The organism is Pseudomonas fluorescens, assembly GCF_002022275.1.
GTDB classification, from domain to species: domain Bacteria; phylum Pseudomonadota; class Gammaproteobacteria; order Pseudomonadales; family Pseudomonadaceae; genus Aquipseudomonas; species Aquipseudomonas fluorescens_AJ.
Window position 1 is genome coordinate 39,736 of record NZ_MSDF01000058.1, and the last position, 20,177, is coordinate 59,912.

Annotated in this window: 19 protein-coding genes; 8 read left to right on the forward strand and 11 right to left on the reverse strand. The window is 62.4% G+C overall.

Annotated features, from left to right (window positions below; genetic code table 11):
- Window positions 1-864 carry an ABC transporter permease gene (locus BFW87_RS28950; protein WP_078743137.1) on the reverse strand — a complete coding sequence of 288 codons (864 nt, stop codon included), beginning with the start codon at window positions 862-864 and terminating at the stop codon, window positions 1-3.
- A 345-nt stretch (window positions 865-1,209) separates the two neighbouring features.
- Here BFW87_RS28950 and BFW87_RS28955 point away from each other — a divergent pair, with 345 nt between their 5' ends.
- From BFW87_RS28955 to BFW87_RS28970, 3 genes are all read left to right on the forward strand, one after another.
- Window positions 1,210-3,630, forward strand: a complete 2,421-nt coding sequence (locus tag BFW87_RS28955; protein WP_439848405.1) for a TonB-dependent receptor plug domain-containing protein — start codon at window positions 1,210-1,212, stop codon at window positions 3,628-3,630.
- Between the two features lie 27 nt (window positions 3,631-3,657).
- On the forward strand, window positions 3,658-4,746 hold the full coding sequence (locus BFW87_RS28960; RefSeq protein ID WP_078743139.1) for an LLM class flavin-dependent oxidoreductase: 1,089 nt from the start codon (window positions 3,658-3,660) through the stop codon (window positions 4,744-4,746).
- Window positions 4,747-5,206: 460 nt separating this feature from the next.
- Window positions 5,207-6,025, forward strand: a complete 819-nt coding sequence (locus tag BFW87_RS28970) for an alpha/beta fold hydrolase (RefSeq protein ID WP_078743141.1) — start codon at window positions 5,207-5,209, stop codon at window positions 6,023-6,025.
- Window positions 6,026-6,028: 3 nt separating this feature from the next.
- On the opposite strand, the gene BFW87_RS28975 is transcribed toward BFW87_RS28970, so the two are convergent.
- Window positions 6,029-6,904 (reverse strand): LysR family transcriptional regulator, encoded by an 876-nt coding sequence (locus BFW87_RS28975; RefSeq protein WP_078743142.1) that lies wholly within the window; start codon window positions 6,902-6,904, stop codon window positions 6,029-6,031.
- Window positions 6,905-7,064: 160 nt separating this feature from the next.
- Here BFW87_RS28975 and BFW87_RS28980 point away from each other — a divergent pair, with 160 nt between their 5' ends.
- Window positions 7,065-8,063 (forward strand): NAD(P)H-quinone oxidoreductase, encoded by a 999-nt coding sequence (locus tag BFW87_RS28980; protein WP_078743143.1) that lies wholly within the window; start codon window positions 7,065-7,067, stop codon window positions 8,061-8,063.
- Between the two features lie 109 nt (window positions 8,064-8,172).
- Here BFW87_RS28980 and BFW87_RS28985 read toward each other — a convergent pair whose 3' ends face one another.
- The 3 genes from BFW87_RS28985 to BFW87_RS28995 form a co-directional block, all read right to left on the reverse strand.
- The gene (locus BFW87_RS28985; protein ID WP_078743144.1) at window positions 8,173-9,297 is read right to left on the reverse strand and encodes an alkene reductase; all 1,125 of its coding nucleotides are present in this window, start codon (window positions 9,295-9,297) and stop codon (window positions 8,173-8,175) included.
- 80 nt (window positions 9,298-9,377) lie between these two features.
- Window positions 9,378-10,055, reverse strand: coding sequence for a type 1 glutamine amidotransferase domain-containing protein (locus BFW87_RS28990; RefSeq protein ID WP_078743145.1), 678 nt, complete (start codon window positions 10,053-10,055; stop codon window positions 9,378-9,380).
- On the reverse strand, window positions 10,052-10,681 hold the full coding sequence (locus BFW87_RS28995; protein ID WP_078743146.1) for a TetR/AcrR family transcriptional regulator: 630 nt from the start codon (window positions 10,679-10,681) through the stop codon (window positions 10,052-10,054). Before BFW87_RS28995 ends, BFW87_RS28990 begins: the two co-directional genes overlap by 4 nt.
- Before the next feature lie 173 nt (window positions 10,682-10,854).
- On the opposite strand from BFW87_RS28995, the gene BFW87_RS29000 reads away from it, so the two are divergent.
- On the forward strand, window positions 10,855-11,799 hold the full coding sequence (locus BFW87_RS29000; RefSeq protein WP_078743147.1) for a GlxA family transcriptional regulator: 945 nt from the start codon (window positions 10,855-10,857) through the stop codon (window positions 11,797-11,799).
- On the opposite strand, the gene BFW87_RS29005 is transcribed toward BFW87_RS29000, so the two are convergent.
- Window positions 11,777-12,283 carry a GNAT family N-acetyltransferase gene (locus tag BFW87_RS29005; protein WP_078743216.1) on the reverse strand — a complete coding sequence of 169 codons (507 nt, stop codon included), beginning with the start codon at window positions 12,281-12,283 and terminating at the stop codon, window positions 11,777-11,779. The genes BFW87_RS29000 and BFW87_RS29005 overlap by 23 nt on opposite strands.
- A 179-nt stretch (window positions 12,284-12,462) precedes the next feature.
- Here BFW87_RS29005 and BFW87_RS29010 point away from each other — a divergent pair, with 179 nt between their 5' ends.
- Window positions 12,463-13,335: an undecaprenyl-diphosphate phosphatase gene (locus tag BFW87_RS29010; RefSeq protein WP_078743148.1), complete on the forward strand. Its 873-nt coding sequence runs from the start codon at window positions 12,463-12,465 to the stop codon at window positions 13,333-13,335.
- Window positions 13,336-13,543: 208 nt separating this feature from the next.
- Here BFW87_RS29010 and BFW87_RS29015 read toward each other — a convergent pair whose 3' ends face one another.
- Genes BFW87_RS29015 through BFW87_RS29030 form a run of 4 tightly spaced genes read right to left on the reverse strand, consistent with a single transcriptional unit; the run spans window position 13,544 to window position 17,002 of the window.
- Window positions 13,544-14,362 carry a sugar phosphate isomerase/epimerase family protein gene (locus BFW87_RS29015; RefSeq protein ID WP_078743149.1) on the reverse strand — a complete coding sequence of 273 codons (819 nt, stop codon included), beginning with the start codon at window positions 14,360-14,362 and terminating at the stop codon, window positions 13,544-13,546.
- Window position 14,363: 1 nt separating this feature from the next.
- A complete protein-coding gene (locus BFW87_RS29020) occupies window positions 14,364-15,563 on the reverse strand; it encodes an NAD(P)/FAD-dependent oxidoreductase (protein WP_078743150.1) in 1,200 nt (399 codons plus the stop codon).
- Window positions 15,563-15,886: a MocE family 2Fe-2S type ferredoxin gene (locus BFW87_RS29025; protein WP_078743151.1), complete on the reverse strand. Its 324-nt coding sequence runs from the start codon at window positions 15,884-15,886 to the stop codon at window positions 15,563-15,565. Before BFW87_RS29025 ends, BFW87_RS29020 begins: the two co-directional genes overlap by 1 nt.
- A 27-nt stretch (window positions 15,887-15,913) precedes the next feature.
- Window positions 15,914-17,002 (reverse strand): fatty acid desaturase family protein, encoded by a 1,089-nt coding sequence (locus tag BFW87_RS29030; protein WP_078743152.1) that lies wholly within the window; start codon window positions 17,000-17,002, stop codon window positions 15,914-15,916.
- 161 nt (window positions 17,003-17,163) lie between these two features.
- On the opposite strand from BFW87_RS29030, the gene BFW87_RS29035 reads away from it, so the two are divergent.
- Complete coding sequence (locus BFW87_RS29035; RefSeq protein WP_078743153.1) at window positions 17,164-18,216, forward strand: LacI family DNA-binding transcriptional regulator; 1,053 nt, start codon at window positions 17,164-17,166, stop codon at window positions 18,214-18,216.
- Window positions 18,217-18,312: 96 nt separating this feature from the next.
- Window positions 18,313-19,155 (forward strand): oxidoreductase, encoded by an 843-nt coding sequence (locus tag BFW87_RS29040; RefSeq protein WP_078743154.1) that lies wholly within the window; start codon window positions 18,313-18,315, stop codon window positions 19,153-19,155.
- Between the two features lie 50 nt (window positions 19,156-19,205).
- Here the strand turns inward: BFW87_RS29040 and BFW87_RS29045 are convergent, their stop codons facing one another.
- Window positions 19,206-20,114: a LysR substrate-binding domain-containing protein gene (locus BFW87_RS29045; RefSeq protein WP_078743155.1), complete on the reverse strand. Its 909-nt coding sequence runs from the start codon at window positions 20,112-20,114 to the stop codon at window positions 19,206-19,208.
- Between the last annotated feature and the right edge of the window lie 63 nt (window positions 20,115-20,177).

The window sequence follows — 20,177 nt, forward strand, 5'->3', positions numbered from 1 at the left end:
TCAGTTCCTCACAAAGGATGGGCGCCAGGCCAGCGCGAAACGTTCGAGGGTGCGGATCAGGCCGTCGATCAGCAGGCCGAGCACGCTGTAGATCAGCAGGCAGATAACGATGACGTCGGTGCGCATAAAGTCCCGCGCATCACTGGCCAGGTAGCCAATACCGGCGGTGGTGTTGATCTGTTCGACAAACACCAGCGCCAGCCACGAGATGCCGAGGGAATAGCGCAGGCCGACAAAAAACGACGGCAACGAACCCGGCAGAATCACGTGCCAGATCAGCTCGCGGCGGTTCAGCCCGAGGGTGTTGGCAGCCTCGATCAGTTTGGGGTCGATATTGCGGATACCGGCGAACAGGTTGAGGTACACCGGAAAAGTGGTGCCGGTGACGATCAGCGCGATCTTGGTGAACTCGCCAATGCCGAACCACAGGATAAACAGCGGCACCAGCGCCAGCGACGGGATGGTGCGCAGCATCTGCATCGGCGAGTCGAGGATCACTTCACCACGCTTGGACAGCCCGGTAATCAGCGCCGCCACCACGCCAATGCTGACGCCGATACTCAAGCCGAACAGCGCGCGTTGCAGCGACACCAGCAAGTGCCTGCCCAATTCTCCGGACACGATCATGGCCCACAAGGTGCCGCCGATCTGCGAAGGCGCGGCGATGATGCGCGGCGGTATCCAGCCCAGCTCCGAGGCCAGCTCCCACAGCAGCAACAGCACGACGGGGCTGATCAGGCGCAATAACACGTCGGGGGTGCGCCAGTTGCGCAGCCACCCCGGCAGCAACCGTGCGGCCACGCCCGGCTGCGTCTCGACCTTGTTGATGGAGAACGAGCTGGCGTTCAAGGACTTCTCGGTCATCGGCTTCCTTCCTCAAAAGACACGGCCAGGAGCGCCGTTGCGAGGTCATGCTAATCGCATAAAAAACCGCCGTGAAAGTCTTTCTAGGAATAACCTAATAAACTTAAAATGCACATTGCTGATATTTAATCAAAACAATGATTCTATATTTTAATAATTAGGTTAGAACAAAACGGCATTTTACAGCGCCGCGCCCTGCCCCTACTTTCGACTCCCACAGACCGACCCCGATACCAGGCGGAGGCTTGACTCACGCCTCTCTATCGCCTGAAAACGGAAGTCGTCTCGATGCTTGCAACCCCTTTCAAACGCTCCCCCCTGTTAGTCAGCCTGGCCGCGTGCGGCATGGCCCTGAGCAGCCCGGCGACCTTTGCCGACACCGCCGAAGACACACGCTTGGATAAGGTCACGGTGATCTCCACCGGCGTGCGCGGCACACAGCGCACCGTGGCCGAAAGCCCGGCACCGATTGATGTGGTGACCGGCGAACAACTGCTGAAAACCGGACGCGCCGACCTCACCGAAGCCATTGCCAAGTTGCTGCCGTCGTTTAACTACGGGACCAATATCGCCGGCTACAACTCCACCATCCGGCCTCTGTCCAACCGCAGCCTGGCACCGGCCTACACGCTGGTGTTGGTCAACGGCAAACGCCGGCACAACAGCGCCTTGCCCGCCAACGGTTCCACCGACAGCAGCGGTGCGAACTCGGTGGACATCGACATGATCCCCATCAGCGCGGTGGAACGCATCGAGGTGCTCAAGGACAGCGCCGCCGCACAGTACGGCTCCGACGCGATAGCCGGGGTGATCAACGTGATCCTCAAGTCCAGCCCTGAAGGCGGCCACCTCGGCGTGAGCTACGGCCAGCTCTACAACGGCGAAGGCGATGTGACCAAAACCGAGGGCGATGTGGGCTTTGCTTTGGGTGATGGCGGGTTTCTGCACCTGTCTGGCGATGCGCGCAAACGTGGCGATGCCAGCTGGAATGACAAGGCCACCAACCAGGCCTACTTTCCCGGTGACCCGCGCAACGCCACCTGGGACCGCGTCGGCGTGAAGAACGGCGACCCGCAGATCAAGGCGTTCAACCTTGGCTACAACGCCGAACTGCCGCTGGACGAGCAAACCAAACTGTATTCCTACGCCACCTACGGCGAGCGCAAGGCGGTGATCAACAACTACTTCCGCTACCCCAACGGCAACGCCAACATCCCCGAACTGTTCCCCGACGGCTACTACCCGCTGAACAACCTCAACGACAAGGACTATCAGTTTCTGTTGGGTGGCAAAGGCCAGGCAGCAGGCTGGGATTGGGACTTGAGCACCACTTACGGGCGCAACACCAACCACCAGTTCAGCGACCTGACCATCAACCCGTCACTCGGCCCAGCCTCGCCCACCTCGTTTGATGACCTGGCCACGTATCGCTTCGACCAGTGGGTGAACAACCTAGACATCACCCGCGCCTTCGACGGGCTGTTCGGTTTCCCGCTGCAAGTGTCGGCGGGCCTTGAGCATCGTTGGGAGCGTTTCAGTACATTCGCTGGCGACCCACAGGCCTACGCGGTGGGCGGTTATCGCTTCCCGGCGACGCTGCCCAATGGCCAACGCAACCCACTGGCCGGGCAACTCGCGGCGATTGCCGCCCAGGCAGCAGCCACCATCGCGCCGCAGGATGAAACCAGCATCAAACGCAATAACTACGCGGCTTACGTGGACTTTGGCATCACGCCGGTGGAGCGTCTGTTTGTCGACCTGGCGGCGCGGGCCGAGCACTTTGACGACGACTCGGGCAACACCGTCAGCGCCAAGGTCAACTCGCGTTATGAACTGACCGACACCGTGGCCGTGCGCGGCACCGTGGGCAGTGGTTTTCGCGCGCCGTCGCTGACGCAGATCGGCTACAGCATCACCGACAACCGTGTCGGCGCCGCACCCGACGGCACCATCGTGCCCGCCGTCACGCGCATCGCCCCGGTCAATTCACCCTTGGCCAAGGCGCTCGGCGCCAGCAGCCTGGACCCGGAAAAATCGCGCAACTACGGGCTGGGCGTGACCTGGCAACCGGACAAGCGCACCAGCCTGACCGTGGACGCCTACTGGATCGAAATCGCCGACCGCATCGCCCGCACCGAAAGCCTTTACGGCCCGGCGCTCACGCCGACCCTCACCGGGCTGGGCATTGACCCCTCGACCTGGACGTCCTACTACGCCAACGCCTTCGACACGCGCACCCGTGGCGTGGACGTGGTGGCCGACCACTTCACCGATTTTGGCGCATTTGGCGAGGTGCGCTGGAACGCCGCCTTCAACTACAACGACACCGTGATCACCAGCCTCAAGCAGCCGCCCGCCGCACTCCAGGGCCTGGGCAATAACACCGGCGGCAGCCTGACCTGGGTTGGCCGCGCGCGCCAGGGCGACCTGACCGACGCGCAGCCGCGCACCAAGTGGATCCTCGGTGGCAACTGGCGCCTGCACGACTTGGCGGTAAACCTGCAAACCACCCGCTACGGCAAGGTCAAGACCCTGCAACAACTGGAAAGCGGCGACCGCAGCTTCGGCGCCAAGTGGATCACCGACCTGGATATTTCCTACACCCTGCTCGAGAACATCACCTTGAGCATCGGCGGCACCAACATTTTCGACATCCGCCCCGACAAACACGCCGTGCCCTCGGCCGTGGGCCTGAACCTGTACGGCAACCCGCCGTTCTACCCGGGCGGCGGCTTCTGGTACAGCAAACTGGCTTACGACTTCTAACCCCCACCCCACGCAAAGGAACTGACCATGAGCATTGAATTCATCGGCTACATCGGCGGCCACCAGGCTTCCGAAATTCACCCGCGCAGCGGCCCGGTGTTGCAACCCGAGTATGTGGAAACCGTGGCCCGCGCCCATGAGGAAGCCGGCTTCGACCGCGCGCTGGTGGCCTTTCACTCCAACAGCCCGGATAGCACCCTGATCGCCTCCCACGCCGCCAGCGTCACCCAAAAGTTGCAGTTTCTGATCGCCCATCGCCCAGGCTTTGCCCAGCCAACCCTGGCAGCGCGGCAATTCACTACGCTGGACGTGTTCAACGGCGGCCGTACGGCCGTGCACATCATCACCGGCGGCGATGACCGCGAGCTGCGCGCCGACGGTAGTTACATCGGCAAGGACGAACGCTACGCGCGCACTGACGAATACCTCAGCGTGGTGCGCCAGGAATGGACCAGTGAAACGCCCTTCGATTTCGCCGGCACCTACTACCAGGTCGAAGGCGCGCATTCGACGGTGAAGTCGCCGCAGCAGCCGCATATTCCGTTGTACTTCGGCGGCTCCTCGGCCGCCGCGATTGCCGTGGCGGGCAAACATGCAGACGTGTATGCGTTGTGGGGTGAAACCTATGAGCAAGTGCGCGAAATCGTGACCCAGGTGCGCGCTGAAGCGGCGAGGCACGGGCGTACGATTCGCTTCAGTTTGTCACTTCGCCCGATTCTGGCCGAAACCGAAGAACTGGCTTGGGCGCGCGCCGACAGCATCTTGCAGCAGGCCACCGCGTTGGCTGAGAAAAACGGCTTTGTGCGACGCGAACCGCCCAATGAAGGCTCACGCCGTTTGCTCGCAGCGGCAGCACAGGGCTCGCGACTGGACAAACGCCTGTGGACCGGCATCGCCGGGCTGCTCGGTGCGCAAGGCAACTCCACCTCACTGGTCGGTACCGCCGAGCAAGTCGCCGACGCACTGCTGGACTACTACGACCTGGGCATTACCACCTTCCTGATTCGTGGCTTTGACCCGCTCAATGACGCCATCGACTATGGCAAACGCCTGATCCCGCTGACCCGCGCGCTCGTCGCGGAGCGTGAGCGCCAAGCGGCGGAACAGGTTGCTTGACGATTTTGTAGAGGTATCTGAAAAACCTCAGCCGCCGATATTGAACAGCTTCATGTGGGAGCCGGGCTTGCCCGCGATGGGCATAGGTATCTGCAAACTTCAGCTAACGCTTAAACCGCAGGAGATAAAGCTGTTGTGGCGAGCGGGCTTGCCCGCGTTGGGTTGCGAAGCAGCCCCAAAACCAAACTCTGCGGAATATCTGGTACACCGCATTCCTCTTACTGGGGCTGCTGCGCAGCCCAACGCGGGCAAGCCCGCTCGCCACAGGAAGATTCGACAGCCTGTAAATGTTGTGTAGATACCTATGGCTATCGCAGGCAAGCCAGCTCCCACACAAAGCCAGCTTGAAGATCAGGTTGAATGCTCCGAGCGACAACCAAGCACATCCGTACAAGCCCTTCGTCGGGTTTGGGGCAATAGTGAGGCTGAGCGTTTTAGCCCCTCAACCCAGGAGTTTTCCATGAGCACATTCGTTGCCAAAGACGGTACGCAGATCTATTTCAAGGACTGGGGCAGCGGCAAGCCCGTGCTGTTCAGCCACGGCTGGCCGCTGGATGCCGACATGTGGGAATACCAGATGGAATACCTGAGCAGCCGTGGCTTTCGCACCCTTGCGTTTGACCGCCGGGGTTTTGGCCGCTCGGACCAGCCGTGGACCGGCAACGACTACGACACCTTCGCCGACGATATCGCACAGTTGATCGAACACCTGGACCTTAAAGAGGTGACGCTGGTGGGCTTCTCCATGGGCGGCGGCGACGTGGCACGCTATATCGCCCGCCATGGCACCGCGCGTGTAGCCGGTTTGGTGCTGCTCGGTGCGGTAACGCCGTTGTTCGGCCAGAAACCCGACTACCCGCAAGGCGTGCCGACTGCCGTGTTCGATGGCATCAAGGCCGGGCTGCTGAAGGACCGCGCGCAGTTCATCGCCGACTTCAACACGCCGTTTTTCGGGATTAACAAGGGCCAGACCGTCTCCAATGGCGTGCTGACCCAGACCCTGCAGATTGCGCTGCAAGCGTCGCTCAAATCCACCGTGGATTGCGTTACGGTGTTCTCCGAAACGGATTTCCGTCCGGACATGGCCAAAATCGACGTGCCGACCCTGGTCATCCACGGCGACGGCGACCAGATTGTGCCGTTCGAAACCACTGGCAAAGTGGCGGCCGAGATGATCAAGGGTGCCGAACTCAAGGTGTACAAGGACGCGCCGCACGGCTTTGCCGCCACCCACACCCAGCAGTTGAACGAAGACCTGCTGGCCTTCCTGAACCGCTAGGGTTTAGTCGCCCGTGCCGGCAAACGCCGCGACGATTTCATCGATCACCACCCGCACCCGGGCGGTGTGGCGCAGGTCGGCGTGGGTCACCAGCCAGACGTCGTAAGGCAAAGGCCGGGTGCGTTCCGGCCACAGCCGCACCAACCCGTCACGCTCGCCGCTGTGCACCGGGATTTCACCAATGCCAAGGCCGGCGGCAATGGAGCGGCGCACCAGCAGGCTGGAACTCAGCGCTGCCACAATACGCCCATGGCCCAAGGGTTCGCAGACCAGGGTCATGTCTTTCTGGTGTTGCAGGTGCGGTTGGTAAACCACCAGATCATGCCCTTCAAACAGGCTGCCGGGCTGCGGCACGCCATGGCGGTCGATATAACGTTGGGAGGCAAACAACCCCACCGGCCAGCGGGCGATGCGGCGGGCGATCAGGTCCGGGTTGTCGGGGCGGGAGTTGCGTACGGCAACATCGGCTTCGCGCTTGGCCAGGCTGATCAACTGCGTGGAAGCGTCCAGTTGCACGCGCACATCGGGGTGCTTGTCGTGCAGGCTGGCAATGGCCGGGATCAGGAAGTCGATGGCCATTGAATCGGTGGTGCTGACCCGCACCGTGCCGGTCAGGCGATCATCCAGGCCTTGAATCTGGCGCTCCAGGTCCAGCGCTGAACGCTCCATTTTTTCCACCGAGAGCAAGGCGGCTTCACCGACGGCGGTGAGCACGTAGCCTTCGGAGGTGCGTAAAAACAACGTCGCGCTGAGAGACTTTTCCAGGGCGTTGACGCGCCGACCGACCGTGGCCTGGTCCACCCCCAGCACGCGCGCTGCGCCGCGTAGCGTCGACTCGCGGCACACCGCCAGGAACACCCGTGCATCGTCCCAGTTCATCGTTGCTCTCCTGATGCGTTTTTGCATCGCTTTGCAGTGTAATCGCAGCATTATTGCATCAGCGCTTCTGGGTATGCTGCTCGTCAGCAAAAATTACTCAGAACCGTCGCCAACTCAGCGCGGTCCCACCTCGTACGCTCATCGCTAAAGGAACGCTCAAATGCCCCTTCCCCACGACATGACCCTGATTGAAATCACCACCCCTGGCGGCCCCGAGGTGTTGAAACCGCGCCAGGCAGACCTGCCCTCCCCGGCGGCCGGCGAGATTCTGATCCAGGTGCACGCCGCCGGGGTCAATCGCCCCGACGCCCTGCAACGCGCCGGCAAGTACCCGATGAAACCCGGCATGAGTCCGATTCCCGGGTTGGAGGTGGCCGGTGAAGTAGTGGCGCTGGGCGATGGCGTGACCCAATACCGCGTGGGCGACAAGGTCTGCGCGCTGACCAACGGCGGCGGCTACGCGCAGTATTGCGTGGTGCCCGCCAGCCAGGCGCTGCCGGTGCCTGAAGGGATGGAATGGATTCAGGCCGCGGCGATCCCGGAAACCTTTTTCACCGTGTGGGCCAACCTGTTCGGCCTCGGCGGCGCGCATAAAGGCCAGCGCGTGCTGATCCACGGCGGCACCAGCGGCATCGGCACCACCGCCCTGATGCTCTGCCGTGAGTTCGGTATCGAGGCCTTTGCCACGGCCGGCAGCGACGATAAATGCGCCGCCATCCGCGCCCTCGGCGCCGAGGCGATCAACTACCGCGAGCAGGATTTCGCCGAGGTCATTGCCGAGAAAACCGGCGGCAAAGGCGTGAATGTGATTCTGGACATCATGGGCGGCTCCTACCTCAACAATAACCTCAAGGCCTTGGCCATGGACGGGCGCCTGGTGATGCTGGGCTTCCTGGGCGGCGCCAAGGCCAATGACGTCGACCTGATGTCGATCATGGCCAAACGCGCAATCATTACCGGCTCATTGCTGAGGGCGCGCACCAAGGACGAGAAAGCCGCCATCGCCGAGCAATTGCGCGAACACGTGTGGCCCGTATTGTCGGCGGGGCGTTGCTTGCCGATGATCGACCAGGTGTTTGATTACACCCAAGCGGATCAGGCCCATGCACGGATGGAAGGCGGCGATCATATCGGCAAGATTGTGTTGCGGGTCGTTTGACTGACTGATTCTGTGGCGAGCGGGCTTGTTGTATTGAGCCCGCTTGTTGAGGCAAGCCCGCTCGCCACAGGGGCCCGCTCATCACAACAAGCCCGCCCACCACAGTGAGCTATTCGGCGTACGCCGGGTAATCGATATACCCCGCCTCACCACCACCATACATCCCCTCAGCCCGCAGCGGGTTCAATGGCCAGCCGTTGAAAAGCCGTTGCGGCAGGTCCGGGTTGGCGATAAACGGCCGCCCGAACGCAATCAAATCCGCCAGCCCGGCGTCCAGCAGCTTTTCGCCGCGCTCAGCGGTATAACGGCCCGCGTAGATAATCCGCCCGCGGAAGGTGTCGCGCACCGCGCGGCGGAATGTTTCCGGCAGTTCAGGCGCATTGTCCCAATCGGCTTCGGCAATGGAAACATAGGCGACCCCCGCAGCCTGCAGCACCTTGACCGCTTCGAGGTAGGTCTCATGCGGGTTTTCTTCCACCAGGCCGATGTATACGCGGTCCTGGTCGGTGCCGCTGAACAGCGGTGAAAAGCGCACACCCAGGCGTTGCGGCCCGACGACAGCACTCACAGCCTCGACGATTTCGCGCAGAAAACGCAGCCGGTTGTGCAACGAGCCACCGTATTCGTCGTCACGTTGATTGGCATGGGCCGAGATGAACTGATTGACCAGGTAACCATTGGCCGAGTGAATTTCCACCCCGTCAAACCCGGCATCCACTGCATTGCGTGCAGCCTGCGCATATTGCCCGACCAGCGCTTTGACTTCGGCAGTCGTCAACGCACGGGGGACCGGCGGTTGCACCAACTCACCGGCACCCGGCGCGGTTTCGATGAAGGCTTTGACTTGCGTCGGCTGGATCGCAGACGGTGCCACCGGCGCCGCACCGTCGGGTTGCAGGCCGTGGTGGGACACGCGCCCGACATGCCACAACTGAGCAAAGATCACTCCGCCCTCGGCGTGTACCGCGTCGGTGACGGTGCGCCAGCCATCGATCTGCGCCGGGCTGTAGATCCCCGGCGTCCAGGCGTAACCCTGACCACGCGGCTCGATCTGCGTGCCTTCGCTGACCATAAACCCGGCACTGGCACGCTGGCGGTAATACTCGGCCATCAAGCCTGTGGCGATATCGCCAGGCTGTGCGCTGCGTTGACGGGTCAACGGCGGCAACACAACACGGTTGTTTAACGTGTGATGACCCAGTGTTACGGGGGTACTGAGAATACTGTTAGCCATGTAAGGTTTTCCAAATTCCGGGCGAGCAGAAACATCAGCGGCTCTTGAGAGCCGCCAATGAATTAAAAGGGTTAAGTAACTTAGGCGGTGAGTTTCAGCAGTGCTTTTGCGACGTCGCTGGAACTTCCAGGGTTTTGCCCGGTGACCAGCAAACCATCTTCAATGACAAAGGATTGCCAATCGGCGCCCTTCTCATACTTGCCGCCGAGTTTCTTGAACTCATCCTCAATCAGGAACGGCACCACATCAGTCAGTTCGACCGCTGCCTCTTCCGAGTTGGAGAAGCCCGTCACGCGTCGGCCCTTGATCAACGGCTCACCGTTGACCGCCTTGACGTGACGCAGCGCGCCCGGTGCGTGGCAGACAAAGCCGATGGGCTTGCCGGCACGTTCGAAGGCTTCGATCAGGGCAATCGAGGTCGCCGACTCGGCCAAGTCCCACAGCGGCCCGTGGCCACCTGGGTAGAAAACAGTGTCGAAATCGGCGGCGTTAACGGTTTCCAGTTTTACCGTGGTAGCCAGGGCCTGCTGCGCAGCCGGGTCGGCGGCGAAGCGGTGGGTCTGTTCGGTCTGGAAGTCCGGCAGGTCGCTGACCGGGTCCAGCGGCGGCTGGCCGCCGGCCGGGGATGCCAGCACCACGTCGGCGCCGGCGTCCTTGAATGCGTAGTAAGGTGCCGCAAATTCTTCGAGCCAGAAGCCGGTCTTGCGGCCGGTGTCGCCAAGCCGGTCGTGAGAGGTCAGTACCATTAATACTTTCATTTTCCAGTGCCTCGATCGATGTGGATGTCAGTGTGTTCAGGGCCGCCCAGCAGCTGTCGGGTCAGCAGCAGCGCCTCGTCAAAAGGCGCGGTTGTACGGGTAATCTTGTTCATCACGCTGGTCCCCAGCCACAACGCATACAGGCGCTGAGCCAGGTTTTCGGGGAAGTGCGCAGTTATCACCGAGCCCTCTTCAACCCCTTGGCGCAAGGCCTCGGCCAGCAGTGCAATGGTGCGCGCAGTGCCGCGTTGCAAGGCCAGACGCATCGGCTCCGAAAGGTCTGACACCTCGGCACCCAGTTTGACGGCAAGGCATTTGCCCGCATCGGTGCAGCCGGTCTGGTTGTCGATCCAGAGGTGCCAGTACCCCATCAACTTGGCATGCCAGGACACACCCGGCTGGCGAAAGAGTTGCTGCACGCCCAGCAGGTAGTGATCGAAGTAGTTGTCGAGCAAGACCACGCCGAACGCATCCTTGGAGTTGAAGTAGTGATAAAACGAACCCTTGGGTACATCAGCGGCTTGCAGTATTTCGTTCAAGCCCACCGCAGAAAAACCCTTACGGCCGACAATCACTTGCGCCGTTTCCAGAATGGTCTGCCGCGCACCTTTAGTTGAATCGTTCATCGCTTACCCCGTCCGATTAGACCAGTCGTCTAGTTCGTTGAGGGGATGTTAGGCGTCGGGCCAATCCTCAACAATGTCATATCCGCAAGGATTCCGGACACGGCGCACCGCCGGTTGCCGTTTACCCGGCACACGCCGACAATCGCCCCACTGAACGCCCCTGGAGAAACACGATGCACAGCGTTGCGCTGCTGGTTTACCCCAATTTCGAGTGCCTGAGCCTCAGCACAGGGTCGGTGTTCGAGTGCGCGAACCTGCTGCGGGGCGAGCCGGCCTACGAATTTCACCTGGTGTCGCAGAACGGCGGCGCGGTCTCGACTTCACAGGGGTTCTCGGTGAACACCACGCCCATTCGAGCGCAGGGCTATGACACCTTGATCGTCAGCGGCTATATGGATTTTCGCCTGCCCGAGGCCAGCCTGCTGGAGCTGGTCAAGGCTGGCGCCGCGCAATCGCGGCGCGTGGCCTCGTTGTGCATGGGCATTTTCGTGCTGGCCGAGGCCGGGCTGCTCGAAGGCAAGCGCACGACCACCCACTGGATTCACGCGCCAGCGTTTCGCAAGCGCTACCCGGCGATTCATCTGGAAGAAGACAAGCTGTTCGTGGTCGACGGCCAGATCTGGACCTGTGCCGGCATGAGCGCCGGTGTGGACCTGGCGCTGGCCATGGTGGAGAGCGACTTGGGCGGCGACCTCGCGCGGCGTATCGCGCGCAAATTGGTCATCGCCCAGCGCCGCGGCAGTGAGCAATCGCAGCTGTCGGCGTTGCTGGAACTCGACCCCAAGTCGGACCGTGTGCAACTTGCGCTCGCCTACGCCCGTGAGAACCTTACCCACGACCTGTCGGTGGAAGCCCTGGCCGATGTCGCCAGACTCAGCCCGCGCCAGTTCAGCCGGGTGTTTCGTGAAGAAACCGGACAAACCCCGGCCAAGGCCATCGAGTCACTGCGGGTGGAGGCGGCACGGGCGATGATGGAAACCAGCCGCCACCCGGTTGAAGTGGTGGCCCGCGAAACAGGCTTCGGCGACCGCGAGCGCATGCGCCAAGCCTTTCTGCGGGCATTCGGGCAGCCGCCGCAGGCGATGCAGCAGGCGTTTAATGCAGCGCCGCCCGCGTAATCAGGTAATTCACCAAGTGCGGGTCATCGTCCAGTTCCAGGGTCTGCACCGGGCGCGGCAGGTTGTCCAGCACCGTGCGCCAGAACGCCTGGGACACCTCGTCCTGGTCAAAGAAACGCACCATCCAGTTGGCCTCAGCGCTGCACAGCACCTGGGTGGCGATGGCGCGGCCAATGCCCTTGCGACGGTAGCGTTTAAGGATAAACAGATCAGCCAGTTCCAGCGCATCGATGCCGGGCAGTTCGCTGCTTTCGATCAGCAGGAACCCGGCAATGTACCCATCCACCAGCAATAAGTTGGCGCTCCACTGCGGGTCTTGCCAGTAACGGGCCAGATGTTCGTCATGAATGTAGAAGCGGCCATCCGCCTCGACATCTTCCTGCTCCCAGTCCGAGGACTCATAGGCGTAGTACTGGTAAAGGTTGCGGATCAACTCAGCTTCTTCGGGGCCGGTCTGGATCAGTTCGACGGTGGTTTCAGGCATGGGGCTCTCGGTCAAAAAACGCAGGGCGCCATTGTTCACAAAACCCCGGCGCAGGCCAATACATTGCATAACCTTTCTGTTTGCTGAACCGATTGCGGATTTGTCCTGTCCCACCCAAAATCCTGAAACATTTAGAATAAACTTTCTCAGCTCCCCCCTATTGCTCAAGGACACTTATTTTGACCAACGTCTGTTCCGCCGGCCTGGATGTAGGCTTTGCCTCCCTGGATTATCTGCAGATCTTCATCCTGGGCGTGATCCAGGGCATTACCGAGTTGCTGCCGGTGTCGTCCACGGCGCACATGCGCGTGGTGCCCGCCCTGCTCGGCTGGCAGGACCCGGGCTCGGCGTTTTCCGCGGCGATGCAGTTGGCGGCGCTGGCGGCGGTGGTCAGTTATTTCTGGCGCGATGTGCGCCAGGTCACCACCGGCAGCATCAGTGCGGTGCGTCGCGGTGACTACAACGACCGGTGGTTCAAGCTGGCGGTGGCGATTGTGCTGGCGACTATCCCGATTGGTATTGCAGGCCTGGCCCTGTCTTCGACCTTGAATGCCTGCAACTCGCCGTTGCGCGGCCTGATGGTGATCGGCATCTCCTGCGTGGTGATGGCGGTGTTGCTGGCAGTGGCCGAAGTGCGCGCCCGGCACACCCGTGAAATGGGCGAAATGCGCCTGCGTGACGCGTTGATCGTCGGCATCGCGCAAATCGGCGCGTTGATCCCGGGCGTGTCGCGTTCGGGCTCGACATTGACCGCTGCGCTGTTTCTGAACTTCAAGCGTGAAGAAGCCGCGCGCTTTTCCTTCCTGCTCGGCTTGCCGGCCATCGCACTCGCCGGCCTGAAGGAGCTATGGATGCTGTTGCACGTCGACATGCCCGCCCACGCCTGGCCGCACTTGATCTTCGGCCTGGTGGTCGCGAGCATTTCGGCGTTCTTTGCGATCTGGGGCCTGATGAAGTTCCTGGAACGTTTCTCCACCTGGCCCTTCGTGATCTACCGCGCGCTGCTGGGGATCTTCCTGATCGTGGCGGTCAGCACGGGCCTGTTGAGCTGATCCGGCACCACGCTCAAGCCCCAGTAGGCGGGGCTGTTGTGGCGAGCGGGCTTGCCCCGCGTTGGGCTGCGAAGCAGCCCTGAAACCAGCCTCTTCGAAATGCCTGACACACCGCATTCTTCTTTACTGGGGCTGCTACGCAGCCCAACGCGGGGCAAGCCCGCTCGCCACAAGGATATGCGGCAGCCTCTGATCCCACACTAGCGGATCACTTCTGACAGCTGCGCCACACCTCACGCATCAACGCCTGCATCTTTAACGCCTCGGCCCAGCGGTCGCTGATTTCGCGGCCATCGGCGCCGGTGATTGCATAGGGCGGCGGGCCCAGTTCGCAGGTGAAGGACAGGCTGTGCGGCGCGTCAGGGCGCGCCAGCCAGTGTTCGATCCCGTAGCGCCACCAGCCGGTGAAGCGCTCCACCCAGGCCTGGTGCTGGGGGAAGTCCAGTGAGACCTGCACCTGCTCGCTGGTGGCCACGCGGCCGTGAAAGCCCCAGCTGTGACGCAGGATTTCGTGTATCTGCGCGTCATCCTCGCAGGCGCCAGGCTCGGGCAACTCGCGGCCAACGACGTAATGCGAGAGGTCGGCCAGCAGCTTCAAGTCCGGCAGTTGCGCGAGCAGGTCGAGGGTGAACAGCAGGTCGTTGGTGAGGCGGTAACGGTGGGTTTCCAGCAGCACCGGGAAGTCCACCTGTTCGGCCAGGCGCTGCCAGCCTTCGACGAGTGTGGCTGCTTGCGATTGGGAGCGCGGTCGCACGTCGGCCTGCAACGTGAGGTGGTGACAGCCATAACGGCTGATCACGTCCAGTGCCGCCGCCAGGTCATCCACCGATTGCGGGAACAACTGGCCTTCAATCTGCAAGCCCCTCGCCGTGGCGGCAGCGTGCAGGCGCGCGACGTCGGCGGGTTTCCAGTAATGGTCGGTGATGCCGTCAAAACCGGCGGCCTTGATGCGGTCCAGCTGGGCTTCAAGGGGACCCGGTTCGGTTTGCATGGCCCAGAGCGATTGGAACACCAGGAATTCGCGCATATCAGCCTCGCAGCAAGTGTTTGAGGGAGCAGTCAGGGTCGGCCAGGCTGGCTTCGCTTAACGGGATTGCGGCGCTGATCAAGCGCTCGCACAACGCGATGTCCTTGGCCACGCTGTTGCCGGGCGCCCAGCCGCACGCGCCTTGAAGGCGGTGATCGGCGTCGAGATAGAACAACAGCAAAGCGCCGCCGGGGAGCGGGCGACTGACCATCAGCGCAGTGATCACGCCCACTGTCCTCACACACCAGTCGTACTGATCCGACCAAAAACCCGGGACCGCCTCGAACGGCAGTTCGCGCCCCAGCAGATTCAACGCCGCATGCCGCCCCTGGGCCTCGGCGTTGCGCCAGGTTTCCTGGCGTTGATACACGCCGTCCCGACGAAACTCGCACACATCACCTGCCGCATAGACACTCGGCGCACTGGTGCGCAAATACGCATCCACGCGAATGCCCTGCCCCACGTCCAGCCCCGCCGCAGCGGCCAGTTCGAGGTTAGGCTGCATGCCAATGCCGACCACCACCTGGTCACACGGCAGCCGTTCTCCGTCAGCCAGCACAACGGCGTCGGCCTGAAGGGATGCCAGTGCCACATTCAAACGCACCTCCACGCCCTGCCGGCGATGCAGATTCAACAATGCCTCGGATATGATCGGCGACAACACGCGACCCGCCAGCCGGGGCCCGGCTTCAAGCACCGTGACCTCACAGCCAAGGCTGCGCGCCGACGCCGCGACTTCCAACCCGATAAACCCGCCACCGACAATCACCAGCCGGGTGCCCGGGCGCAAGGCGGCGCGCAGGGCCAGTGCCTCGTCATGGGTGCGCAAATACAGCACGCCCGCCGGGCCTTGGGGCAAGCGCCGCGCGCGGCCTCCGGTGGCCAAGAGCAGCCCGGCATACGCCAGCCATCGACCGTCGGCCAGTTGCAGGCGCTGTTGCAACGGTTCCAGCAGCGTCACGGGGTTACGCGAGAGATGCTCGATGTTCAACTCGGCCAATCGCGCGCTATCGCACAGGCTGCAGCCTGCCAAATCTGCCGTGCCCTGCAACACGCCCTTGGACAGCGGCGGCCGTTCGTAGGGCAAGTGCGGTTCATCGCCGATCAGGATCAGGCGCCCGCTGTAGCCTTCTTCGCGCAAGGTCAGCGCCGCCCGGCCACCTGCATGGCCGGCACCGACAATGATCAGAGCATCGTCCATCATGGCGCCGTGACCGCGAGCAACACCCGCCCCGCTTCAACCCGCACCGGGTAGGTCTTGAGGTTGACGCACACCGGCGCGCCGAGGGCCTTGCCGGAGCGATAATCAAAGCGCCCGTTGTGCTTGGGGCATTCGATGACGTGGTCCATCACCAGGCCGTCCGCCAAGTGAATTTTTTCGTGGGTGCACAAGCCGGCGGTGGCAAAAAATTCATTCTCGGCCGAACGGTACACCGCATAGGTGTGCGGCCCGTGGTCGAAGCGCAGCACGTCTTCTTCGTCTATTTCGCCCACGGCGCAGACGTCGATCCATTGATCGTTCATGGCGTTTTCTCTTGTTGTTAAGCGGGATCAGCCAGCAGTGGCGTGTGCAGGTACCGGGGCGGTGGTTGCTGCCTGGGGCGTCAGGGTGCGCTGCACGAAATAAGCGGGATCGCGACGCTGCCGCCAGATCGTCGGGATGATTTCCCGGTAGGCCTCGAACAGGTTGGCGTACGGCGGCGGGCAATCAGCGCGGATTTCTTCGTGCAGTTGCGCCAGGGCGTGGTACGGCACCATCGGGTACATGTGGTGTTCGAGGTGGTAGTTCATGTCCATGTAGATAAAGCGCAGCACGCGGTTCATGTAAATCGTGCGGCAGTTGCTGCGGTGGTCGAGCACATCTTCAGCCAGGCCCACATGCTGGGTGAGGCCAAACAGGTAGCCAAGCCAGGCCCCATAGAGACTCGGCAGCCCCACCAGCATCAACGGCAGCCAGCTGTGCAGGTACAAAGCGGTGCCGATCACGACCGCGTAAACGCCGACCCAGATCCGCGCCGCGCGGAACACTTTGGGCCACTCGGATTCGGGAATGAAGTCTTGCTCCTGAGCGCTCATGCGCCCGCTGACATGGCGCGCCACGCCGCTGAAGGTCTTCCAGGCCAGGGGCAGATTGAACAGGCTCAGGCCCATCATCAACAGGCTCGGCGGGCGCGGCTCGACGATTTCCGGGTCACGGCCGACCACGATGGTGTCGGTGTGGTGCCGCGCATGGCTCCAGCGCCACACATGGGGTTCAAAGATGCACATGAAGCTCGCTACCTGATACAGCACGTCGTTCATCCAGCGGGTCTTGAACGCGGTGCCGTGGCCGGTTTCGTGCCAGCGCGGGTTGGACGCCGTGCCGTACAGCACGCCATAGACCATAAAGAACGGCACACAGGCCCAGGAGCCCCAGAAGAAGTAGCCGCCAAACCCGCTGGCAAACAGCGCAATGAACCAGAGGGCGGTGTCGAGCAAGGCCGGGGCGTCGCGGCGTTGCATCAGCTCTTTCATGCGTTTACGCGAGATGGGCGACTGGTACCACTGGGCCGAGACCAGGCCTTTTTCTGCCGCGCGGGCAGCTTCCGGGCCTGTCAGGCTGTAGTCGCGCCGGGCGGGATGAGCGGTGGATTCAGGCATTATTATTGTTCTCCGCAAGCGTGATGTTCAGGTGCTTTGCGAAACAAACGATAGTGAACCGGCAAATCCCCCTCAAGGCCTTGAATCCATTCCCTATCAAGCTATCATCGGGTCCCAGCGGGGCTTGATAGTTTTCTATCAAGACGCTCATGGGGCCTGTCATGAACAACAATAAACGCCCGACCATCGCCACCGTTGCCGCGCAGGCGGGTTTAAGTGTCGCCACCGTCGACCGGGTATTGAACGCGCGTGCGCCGGTCAATCCAGAGACCGCCGAGCAGGTGTTCCAGGCCGCCGAAGCCGTGGGTTACTTTGCCGCGCGGCTGATCGGCCAACGTATTCGTGAACGCCGCCCCACTTACCGTTTCGGCATCCTGTTGCTGGGCACCGCCCAAGCGTTTTATGCCAACCTCGCCCAATCGATCAGCGACGCGGCGCAGCAGCACGCCAGCGCCAACCTGACCTGCCAGTTCGACTACATTGTCGACCGAACGCCAAGCGCCATCGTCACGCAAATCGAACAACTGGCCGTGCAGTGCGACGCCCTCGCGGTGGTCAGCTTTGCCCACCCGCTGATCAACGCGTGCCTGGCGCAAATCCGCGAAGCCGGTGTGCCGGTGGTCGCCCTGCTCTCGGCTATCCACGAGCACGCCGCGGAACCCTATGTGGGCCAGGACAACCGGGTGGTCGGACGCACCATGGGCTGGCTGCTCGCACGCATGTGCGGCGCGCGCAAAGGCAGCGTCGGGATTCTGTTGGGCGGCCATCGCTTTCTCGGCCATCAGGCGCGGGTCGAAGGCTTGCACGGCTACCTCGCCGAACACGCCCCCGGGCTCAAACCGCTGGAGCCGCTGATCAACCTCGACAACAGTGACATCACCGAAGAAGCCACCCTCGATCTGCTCAGCCGTCATAGCGACCTGCGCGGCCTGTGCGTGGTCGGCGGCGGCGGTGACGGCATCATCAACGCCCTGGCGCAGCTGCCCGTGCGCCCGGCGTTGTGCTGCATTTTGCAGGAGTCCACCGAGCTGTCGCGCCGGGCCTTGCGCCAAGGCCTGATCGACGTGGTGATGGACTCCCAGCCGCGCCAGACGGCCACCGCGCTGGTGCAGTTGCTGGTGGAATTACAAACCGCCGAGGCGTTCGACCTCTTGCGGCATCGGGTGTATATCGCACCACAGATCGTAACCTCGGAAAACATGGCGGGCGGATGATTATGAAGCGCGCCTTCAAAGCCTGAACAGGCGCGGCCCGATTGTGTGCCTGAGGTTAAAAGCGAAAGATCCCAGGCACACTCACAGGAGGTCACCATGCCTGCACCCTCACAGAAAACCTGGCTTATCACAGGCGTCAGTTCCGGCTTCGGCAAGGCCTTGGCCGACGCCTTGCTCGCCGCCGGTGAACGCGTCGTCGGCACCATGCGTAGGCCCGAAGCCATCGAAGCCTTTGATCGCATCAAACCCGGCTATTCCTTTGCGCGGCTGCTGGATGTCACCGACAGCCTGTTCGTGCCCGCGGTGGTTGCCGAGATCGAGAAAAATATCGGCGCCATTGATGTGCTGGTGAACAACGCCGGTTATGGCTATGAAGGCGTGCTGGAAGAGTCGCCGCTGGACGATGTGCGCCAACAGTTCGAGGTCAATGTGTTTGGCGCGGTGGCGATGATCCAGGCGATTTTGCCGTTCATGCGCAAACGTCGTCGCGGGCACATTCTCAACATCACCTCGATGGGTGGCCTGACCACCTTTCCCGGGTTGGGCGTGTACCACGGCAGCAAATTTGCGCTGGAGGGCATTTCCGAGGCGCTGGGTAAAGAAGTGAAGGCGTTTGGCATTCATGTCACGGCCATTGAGCCAGGCGGCTTTCGCACCGATTGGGCCGGGCGTTCGATGGTGCGGGCTGAACGCGCGATTGCCGACTATGACGCCTCGTTTGACGCGGTGCGTGCCTCGCGCCAGGCCCGCAGCGGCCATCAGGACGGTGACCCGGCGAAAGCGGCACTGGCAATGATGCAGGTGGTGGCCAGCAGCAAGCCGCCCGCGCATTTGCTGCTGGGCAATGATGCGGTGGACCATGTGACCGCCAAGCTCGACGCCCTGCGCGCGGAGATTCACGCCTGGGAGCCGGTTTCGCGCGGCACCGACTTCACTTAGGCAGCGCACTGAAACCCGCCACCCCCGGGCCGGCCTCGTCGCCGTCCCGGTCAATGCACCCGCGACATATGCTCACTGATTCGCGCCCGTAACCAGCGCTCCGCCGGATCGTTGTCATGCACCCCACTCCACACCATCGACAACTCCGCCGCCTCGATCTCGAACGGCGGATCCTGCGCCCGTAACGCCGTGCCCTCGGTCAATGCACACGCCGCATAATCCGGCACCGTCGCAATAATCTGCGTTCCCGCCAGCAACGCCCGCAACCCGCTGAACTGCGGCACCGCCAACACCACCCTGCGCGCCCGGCCGATGCGGGCAAGGTCCAGGTCGATATTGCCGCTCAAGTCCCCTGAAAACGAGACCATCGCATGGGGTCGCGCGCAATACTCATCCAGTGTCAGCGCGGCCACACCGTCATCCCCGCGCAGCACCTTGCACGGAATATCCCGCAGTTTTTTGCGCTTTGCATTCGCCGGTAACTCCGTGGTGTAACTCACCCCCACCGAAATCTCGCCACTGGCCAGTAGCGCAGACATCAACAGGTAATTGGCGCGGCGCACCACCACGATGATGCCCGGTGCCTCCTCACGCAGTTGGCTGAGCAACGGCGGAAACAGCCCGAACTCGGCGTCATCCGACAGGCCGATACGAAACACCGCGCAACTGGTAGACGGGTCGAAATCCTTGGCGCGGCTGACCGCGCCGGAAATGGTGTCCATGGCGGGCTGCAACTCCTTGAGGATCGCCATCGCGCGTGGCGTGGGTTCCATGCCGCGCCCGTTGCGCAGCAGCAACGGGTCGTCGAACAAATCGCGCAGACGCCCCAACGCCGCACTCACCGCCGGTTGGCCCATAAAGAGCTTTTCGGCGACCCGGGTCAGGTTCTTCTCGAACATCAAGGCTTCGAAAATCACCAACAGGTTCATGTCGACGCGGCGCAGGTCGTTGCGGTTCATGGCGCTATCCAGACGGTTTTCAAGGCGTCAGATAAGCATGCAAAGCGGTGCTGCGATTGCATG

Excerpts from the sequence above, each read along its gene's own strand:
- BFW87_RS28950 (WP_078743137.1), bottom strand. The coding sequence starts at position 864 with ATGACCGAGAAGTCCTTGAACGCCAGCTCGTTCTCCATCAACAAGGTC.
- BFW87_RS29040 (WP_078743154.1), top strand. The coding sequence starts at position 18,313 with ATGCCTGCACCCTCACAGAAAACCTGGCTTATCACAGGCGTCAGTTCC.
- BFW87_RS28980 (WP_078743143.1), top strand. The coding sequence starts at position 7,065 with ATGCCCCTTCCCCACGACATGACCCTGATTGAAATCACCACCCCTGGC.
- BFW87_RS29015 (WP_078743149.1), bottom strand. The coding sequence starts at position 14,362 with ATGCGCGAATTCCTGGTGTTCCAATCGCTCTGGGCCATGCAAACCGAA.
- BFW87_RS29025 (WP_078743151.1), bottom strand. The coding sequence starts at position 15,886 with ATGAACGATCAATGGATCGACGTCTGCGCCGTGGGCGAAATAGACGAA.
- BFW87_RS28985 (WP_078743144.1), bottom strand. The coding sequence starts at position 9,297 with ATGGCTAACAGTATTCTCAGTACCCCCGTAACACTGGGTCATCACACG.
- BFW87_RS29045 (WP_078743155.1), bottom strand. The coding sequence starts at position 20,114 with ATGAACCGCAACGACCTGCGCCGCGTCGACATGAACCTGTTGGTGATT.
- BFW87_RS28970 (WP_078743141.1), top strand. The coding sequence starts at position 5,207 with ATGAGCACATTCGTTGCCAAAGACGGTACGCAGATCTATTTCAAGGAC.
- BFW87_RS29035 (WP_078743153.1), top strand. The coding sequence starts at position 17,164 with ATGAACAACAATAAACGCCCGACCATCGCCACCGTTGCCGCGCAGGCG.
- BFW87_RS28990 (WP_078743145.1), bottom strand. The coding sequence starts at position 10,055 with ATGAAAGTATTAATGGTACTGACCTCTCACGACCGGCTTGGCGACACC.
- BFW87_RS28975 (WP_078743142.1), bottom strand. The coding sequence starts at position 6,904 with ATGAACTGGGACGATGCACGGGTGTTCCTGGCGGTGTGCCGCGAGTCG.
- BFW87_RS29000 (WP_078743147.1), top strand. The coding sequence starts at position 10,855 with ATGCACAGCGTTGCGCTGCTGGTTTACCCCAATTTCGAGTGCCTGAGC.
- BFW87_RS28955 (WP_439848405.1), top strand. The coding sequence starts at position 1,210 with ATGGCCCTGAGCAGCCCGGCGACCTTTGCCGACACCGCCGAAGACACA.
- BFW87_RS28960 (WP_078743139.1), top strand. The coding sequence starts at position 3,658 with ATGAGCATTGAATTCATCGGCTACATCGGCGGCCACCAGGCTTCCGAA.
- BFW87_RS28995 (WP_078743146.1), bottom strand. The coding sequence starts at position 10,681 with ATGAACGATTCAACTAAAGGTGCGCGGCAGACCATTCTGGAAACGGCG.
- BFW87_RS29030 (WP_078743152.1), bottom strand. The coding sequence starts at position 17,002 with ATGCCTGAATCCACCGCTCATCCCGCCCGGCGCGACTACAGCCTGACA.
- BFW87_RS29020 (WP_078743150.1), bottom strand. The coding sequence starts at position 15,563 with ATGGACGATGCTCTGATCATTGTCGGTGCCGGCCATGCAGGTGGCCGG.
- BFW87_RS29005 (WP_078743216.1), bottom strand. The coding sequence starts at position 12,283 with ATGCCTGAAACCACCGTCGAACTGATCCAGACCGGCCCCGAAGAAGCT.